Here is a 6,016-nt window from a genome sequence, read left to right as displayed (position 1 = left end):
GAACAAGGAGGCAAACCGGACGCATAGCCAAAGCTATGTGGAGGATTTGCCGACGCAGTGCGGGCAAAAAAGATGCGTCAAGATGGCGTGGCTGAATTTATCAGTGCTTCCTTAACTCCAATAAAAAGTCCCTCTGCTGCAAAAATTTTTAACAACAGAGGAACTTTGTCGGAGCAAATTCTGTTTACCGTCAGTTCAGTACGATCTTGCTGTAGTCTGCCGTCTGGAGGAGATAGTTATCAATGGCCTTGAGAAGGCTCAGGCGATTTGTACGCACGCGCTCATCCTTGTCCATGACCATGACCGCATCGAAGAATGCGTCGATTGCCGCTGCAAGGGTCTGCTCCGCCGCAAGTGTATCCTCGCCCTCATCGAACAGCGCATCCGCCTTTTCATAGGCAGTGAGGAGAGCCCCCTCCTCAGGTGCAGCAAAGAGCGCAGCATCAACCTCGCCCTCCTCTGCTGCGCGTGCGATATTGCCGACGCGAACAAAGGACTGCACGAGAGATGCCGCATCATCGAGCGCAAGCAGACGCTCCACATAGGCGGCGCACACGGGCACATTCGCAACGAGATCCACATCTGCGAGAACTGCCTCCTGCACGTCGTAGCGCACGCCGCGCTCCGTGAGGACGTTCTTGAGACGCAGACGAATGAAGTCCGCGACATCGGTCTGCATCTTCTCACGCGCCGCCTCGTCAAGCGCATAGAGATCGCACGCCTCATCGACAAGATCGGAGAGCAGGAGCTCGCTCTCGTTCTCAATCAGCATGAGTACAAGCCCGAGTGCCTGACGGCGCAGGACAAAGGGATCCTGCGAGCCCGTCGGGATCTTGCCGCGGCTGAACGTGCCGACGATGTTGTCAATCTTGTCCGCAACGCTGAGTGCGAAGCCGAGTGCCGACTGCGGCAGTTCGTCCCCCGCGAAGCGCGGCATATACTGCTCGTCAATAGCACACGCGACGGCGAGTTTTTCCCCATCGAGAGCCGCATACTCACGCCCCATAATGCCCTGCAGCTCCGTGAACTCCGTGACCATGCCCGTCACGAGATCTGCCTTCGACAGTTCTGCCGCGCGGCGTGCGTCCGCCGCCATCGTCTCGTATGCCGCATCATCGTCAGCAAGATCCTCGACAATCGCCGTGACCAGGCCCATCAGTCGCTCGGTCTTCTCGTACATCGAGCCGAGCCCCTGCTGGAACACGACGGTCTTCAGCTTCTCGCGATGCTCTGCAAGTGATTTCTTGCGATCCTCGTCAAAGAAGAACTGGGCATCGGCAAGACGTGCACGCAGGACGCGCTCGTTGCCGTGTGCGACCACATCGAGATGCTCCCTGCCACCGTTGCGCACGGTGATAAAGACGGGCAGGAGACTGCCGTCCGCCGCCTTAACGGGGAAGTACCGCTGATGGTCGCGCATGGGGGTAATGACCGTCTCGGCGGGCAGCGCGAGATATTTCTCCTCAAATGCGCCGCTGAGTGCCGTCGGGTACTCGACAAGATACAGCACTTCCTCCAGGAGATCCGGCGTGATCTCTGCCGTGCCGCCGCACTCCTGCGCGACGGCGGCGATCTGCTCGCAGATCATCGCACGCCGACGCTCTTGGTCGACGATAATATATGCCTTTTCACACGCCGCCTCATAGTCTGCGGGCGCAGCGATGACAAACTCCTGCGGTGCGAGCGTGCGATGTCCGCGTGATGTATTCCCGCTCGTGACATTCGCAATCGTAAAGGGTACAACCTCTGTCCCGTAGAGCGCGACAATCCAACGAATCGGGCGGATAAAGCGGAAGTCCAGATCGCCCCAACGCATGCTGTTCGGCAAGGGGATCGCACGGATGAGCTCGGGCAGGAGTTCCGCGAGCAGCTGCGCCGTCTCCGCGCCCTTTTCGTGCACAGAGGCATAGACATAGCCGTCCCGCTGAATGAGCGCCGAGGGCTCAACGCCCTGCCCGCGTGCAAAGCCCGCGCCCGCCTTCGTCGGATTGCCCTCTGCGTCAAAGGCAATGGCGACCGAGGGGCCACGCGTCTCCGTGCTGACATCCTCCTGCCGCTCGGCAAGCCCCGTCACGATGAGGGCCGTGCGACGCGGTGTGCCGATCGTGCGCAGGCTCTCGTAGGCAAGACGACGCTCTGCGAACATTTCCCCTGCGAGACGTTTCAGATCAGCGAGGAGGTGCGGCATAACGTGTGCGGGAACTTCCTCCGTCCCGATTTCAAGAAGTAAATCCTTACTCATGCCTTTCCCTCCTTCTTCAGCATCGGATAGCCGAGTGCCTCGCGCTGTGCGAGATACGCCTCCGCGCACAGACGCGCGAGCTTGCGGACGCGACCGATGAACGCCGTACGCTGTGAGACGCTGATCGCGCCGCGTGCATCGAGCAGGTTGAACGTGTGCGAACATTTCAGCACGTAGTCATGCGCGGGATGCACATGACCTGCGCCAATGACGCGCACCGCCTCTGCCTCGTATTTGTCAAAGAGGTCAAAGAGCAGTGCCTCATCCGAGAGGTCGAACGCATAGGTGGACTGCTCGAACTCGTTCTGATGGAACACGTCCCCATACGTCACATCGTCCGTCCACGCGATGTCATAGACATTCTCCACGCCCTGAATATACATGGCAAGCCGCTCAAGACCGTAGGTGATCTCGACGGAGACGGGTTTGACATCATGACTGCCGACCTGCTGGAAATACGTGAACTGCGTAATCTCCATGCCGTCGAGCCAGACCTCCCAGCCGAGCCCCCACGCACCGAGCGTCGGTGACTCCCAGTTGTCCTCAACGAAGCGGATGTCATGCTCCTCGGCGCGAATGCCGAGACGCGCAAGGCTCTGAAGATAGAGCTCCTGAATGTTGTCCGGCGAGGGCTTCATGATGACCTGAAACTGATGATGCTGATAGAGACGGTTCGGATTGTCCCCATAGCGTCCGTCTGCCGGACGGCGCGACGGCTCCACATAAGCGACGTTCCACGGCTCGGGGCCGAGAACGCGCAGGAACGTCCACGGACTCATCGTACCCGCGCCCTTCTCCACGTCATACGGCTGGGCGAGGATACAGCCCTGATCCGACCAGAACTCCTGCAATGCGAGGATGACCTCCTGGAATTTCATGCAAACAACTCCTTCATCAAAAAAACCGCGTCACTCTATAGAATACGCGGTTTTTGGAAAATGGCAAGTACCTACTTAAAATTATCCTGCAAGCTCTGCAAGATCTGCGCCTGACGCGAGTTCACCGGTTTTTCCCACTTTTCGCTCGCCGTATTATCCTCCCCGGGCAGGAGCGCACAAACAATAATCAGGATGATAAAGAAAACAACGGCCGTACCAATGATCTTGCGCTGATAGGAGGTGCGTTTTTGGCGAACACGCGCAAGCCGCTGTTCGAGTTCCATCTGCTGTCGCTCGTGGATCGACTCCACGGGACTTGGGTCTCTTTGTTCATATCTTTTCTTCTTTGGCATAATGCGTCCCCTCCTTTCCTTGCAGATTAGGATATGCCGTAATTCAATCAAATAGGCTCTGCGCCTCATACACCGGCTGCTGCATCTTCTGATAGCAGTAGAGCGTCGCGAGCGTATCCGCCAGTGCACCGTGTGCCTGACTCGTGCCCCAGTCGTAACGGTAGTAGTCCGCGCACTCCGTCAGCTTCCACCAGCGATAGCCGCCGCGCCGCGCATCGGGTACTTTGCGGAACTCCGAGAACGCCAGCATGACATCATGACGGTTCGGATTCGTAATGCGGATGCCTGACTGCGCCAAAAGGCGGATATCAAACTCGATATTGTAGCCAACAAGCAGGGTGTCCGGATCGTTGAACAGCCGCTCAAGTTCAGCCTGCTGCGTGCGAATCGGCGAACAGTCCGCCACCATCGCGGGAGAAATGCGATTGATCTTCTCGGCATCCGGCCATGATGTCTTGCGCACAGGCGCATACATCCCGTCCACCATCGTTGCCCCGCTGCCATTTACAACGGCGAGTGTCAGAACTTCATCATCGCTGCGAAAACCTGTCGTCTCGGTGTCAAAGACCAGAATTTTTTCTAGCATTAAAGTCCTTCCTTTTCTAGTCATTTTCTCCTAGTTTTGTATGGCTTTCGTCATAAATATTATATCGCATGGCATATCATCTGTCAAGAAATCCCCCCGCTCCTTCCCGTTTTATGAAAAAATGCACGAAACTTCCTGTTGCAAAAGCCTAAAAATTAGGCTAGAATACTTCTATAAATATAGTTCTTATTTATAGAGAGAAACTATAAGTTGTATATATGATCCTATCGTCGAAAGGAGCAATTCATGAACGCCATCAAAATTCGGGATGATGTCTACTGGGTCGGAGCCGTCGATTGGTCGATGCGCAGCTTTCACGGCTATGATACACAGCGTGGTTCCACCTACAATGCCTATCTCATCATCGATGACAAGATTACGCTCATTGATACGGTGAAGCACGGCTTCGAGGAGGAAATGCTTTCACGGATCTCCTCCGTCATTGACCCGTCGAAAATCGACTACATCATCTCGAACCATGTCGAACCGGATCACTCGTTCGGCGTCCCACTCATCTCCTCCCTCGCCCCGAACGCGAAGGTTGTCACGAGTGCGCCGAACGGACTCAAGGGTCTGCGTGCCTACTACGGGGAACTGCCCTATGAGACAGTCAAGGCGGGCGATACGCTCTCCATCGGCAAGCGTACACTCGCATTCATCCCGACACCGATGCTCCACTGGCCGGACAGCATGGTGACGTACTGCCCCGAGGAAAAAATCCTCTTCTCGAATGATGCGTTCGGTCAGCATCTCGCCTCCGGCAAACGTTATGACGATGACAATGACCTCTCCGTCGTCATCCAGGAGGCAAAGAAATACTACGCAAACATTCTCTTCCTGTATGCGAAGCAGGCGCAGACAGCACTCAAGGAAGTACACAAGCTCGATATTGATATGATTGCCACGGGTCACGGCATCATCTGGCGTTCGCACATCCCCGAGATTATCGACCTCTACAACAAGTGGTCGCTCGGTGAGACGGAGGAACGCGCTGTCGTCGTCTTTGACAGCATGTGGCACTCCACAGAGAAGATGGCGCACACCATCGCCGAGGCGTTCATCGACAAGGGCTTCTCTGTCGGCTACTACGACATCCAAAAGAACACACACGCCGACATCATGACGGATGTGCTCACGAGCCGCTACCTGGCCGTCGGCTCGCCGACGCTCAACAACCAGATGCTCCCCACCATCGCAGGATTCCTCTGCTACATGAAGGGTCTCGCGCCAAAGGGGCGCAAGGCGTTTGCATTCGGCTCCTACGGCTGGGGCGGGCAGAGCATCCAGCAGATCGAGGACGAGCTCAAGGCAGGCGGCTGCGAGATCGTCATGGACAAGGTGCGTATGCTCTACGTCCCCTCCGCCGCGCAGCTGGCAGGACTGCGCGACCAGATTTTGGCACTGTAAGACAGCATAGAAAAACCCGAAGGATTCACAAGTCCTTCGGGTTTTTTCATGGAAAAATGTTTATTCCTCCGTAAAGTACTTCATCGATGTTTTCTTCCACTCTTTGCGCGTGTAGAGCATACGGCGATCCTCTACATCGGTGGCGGCAGCAAGCTCGGCAGCGATGCCCTCGCACTCCTCGCGGCTGTAGCCGTGGATCATAGTATAGAGGTTATACTGCCAGTCTGCTTCGCGGTTGCGGTCATAGCAATGCGAGACACGCGGATGCTCCGCCATGCGCCGCGCAACCTCATCCACGCGTTCATCGGGCACATTCCAGACGCAGAGGCAGTTCGCGGTAAAGCCCACCTCGCGATGGCGCAGGACAGCCCCCATCTTGCGGATCTTCTTCTCCTCACGCATGGCGGCAATACGGGCGAGGAGCTGCTCCTCGGTAATGCCGATCTCTGCAGCGAGCACCTTGTACGGCTCTGCAACAAGCGGGAACTCCCCTTGCAGGAGACGAACGATCTTGCGATCGAGTTCGCTGAGCTCTATTTCTTCTGTCATA

Annotated in this window: 7 protein-coding genes; 2 read left to right on the top strand and 5 right to left on the bottom strand. The window is 56.5% G+C overall.

What is annotated here, in order from left to right:
• Positions 1–115, top strand: a 115-nt coding sequence (locus tag ACO6BQ_RS01020) for a secretion protein HlyD (protein ID WP_489118805.1), incomplete at its 5' end; no start/stop codon positions are given.
• Positions 116–190: 75 nt separating this feature from the next.
• On the opposite strand, the gene glyS is transcribed toward ACO6BQ_RS01020, so the two are convergent.
• From glyS to ACO6BQ_RS01000, 4 genes are all read right to left on the bottom strand, one after another.
• Complete coding sequence (gene glyS, locus ACO6BQ_RS01015; RefSeq protein WP_489118793.1) at positions 191–2,242, bottom strand: glycine--tRNA ligase subunit beta; 2,052 nt, start codon at positions 2,240–2,242, stop codon at positions 191–193.
• Positions 2,239–3,120 carry a glycine--tRNA ligase subunit alpha gene (gene glyQ / locus ACO6BQ_RS01010; protein ID WP_006307112.1) on the bottom strand — a complete coding sequence of 294 codons (882 nt, stop codon included), beginning with the start codon at positions 3,118–3,120 and terminating at the stop codon, positions 2,239–2,241. Before glyQ ends, glyS begins: the two co-directional genes overlap by 4 nt.
• A gap of 71 nt (positions 3,121–3,191) precedes the next feature.
• The gene (locus ACO6BQ_RS01005) at positions 3,192–3,473 is read right to left on the bottom strand and encodes a hypothetical protein (protein WP_489118791.1); all 282 of its coding nucleotides are present in this window, start codon (positions 3,471–3,473) and stop codon (positions 3,192–3,194) included.
• Between the two features lie 43 nt (positions 3,474–3,516).
• Positions 3,517–4,059 carry a 3'-5' exonuclease gene (locus ACO6BQ_RS01000; protein ID WP_489118789.1) on the bottom strand — a complete coding sequence of 181 codons (543 nt, stop codon included), beginning with the start codon at positions 4,057–4,059 and terminating at the stop codon, positions 3,517–3,519.
• A gap of 246 nt (positions 4,060–4,305) precedes the next feature.
• Between ACO6BQ_RS01000 and ACO6BQ_RS00995 the strand changes: the two genes are divergently transcribed.
• Positions 4,306–5,466: an FprA family A-type flavoprotein gene (locus ACO6BQ_RS00995; RefSeq protein WP_489118786.1), complete on the top strand. Its 1,161-nt coding sequence runs from the start codon at positions 4,306–4,308 to the stop codon at positions 5,464–5,466.
• A gap of 60 nt (positions 5,467–5,526) precedes the next feature.
• On the opposite strand, the gene ahbB is transcribed toward ACO6BQ_RS00995, so the two are convergent.
• Positions 5,527–6,015 carry a siroheme decarboxylase subunit beta gene (ahbB, locus tag ACO6BQ_RS00990; RefSeq protein WP_489118784.1) on the bottom strand — a complete coding sequence of 163 codons (489 nt, stop codon included), beginning with the start codon at positions 6,013–6,015 and terminating at the stop codon, positions 5,527–5,529.
• Between the last annotated feature and the right edge of the window lies 1 nt (position 6,016).

It is taken from the genome of Centipeda sp. (in: firmicutes) (assembly GCF_057271695.1).
The sequence above is the reverse complement of the archived record's forward strand: the minus strand, read 5'-3'. Positions and strand labels throughout refer to the sequence as shown.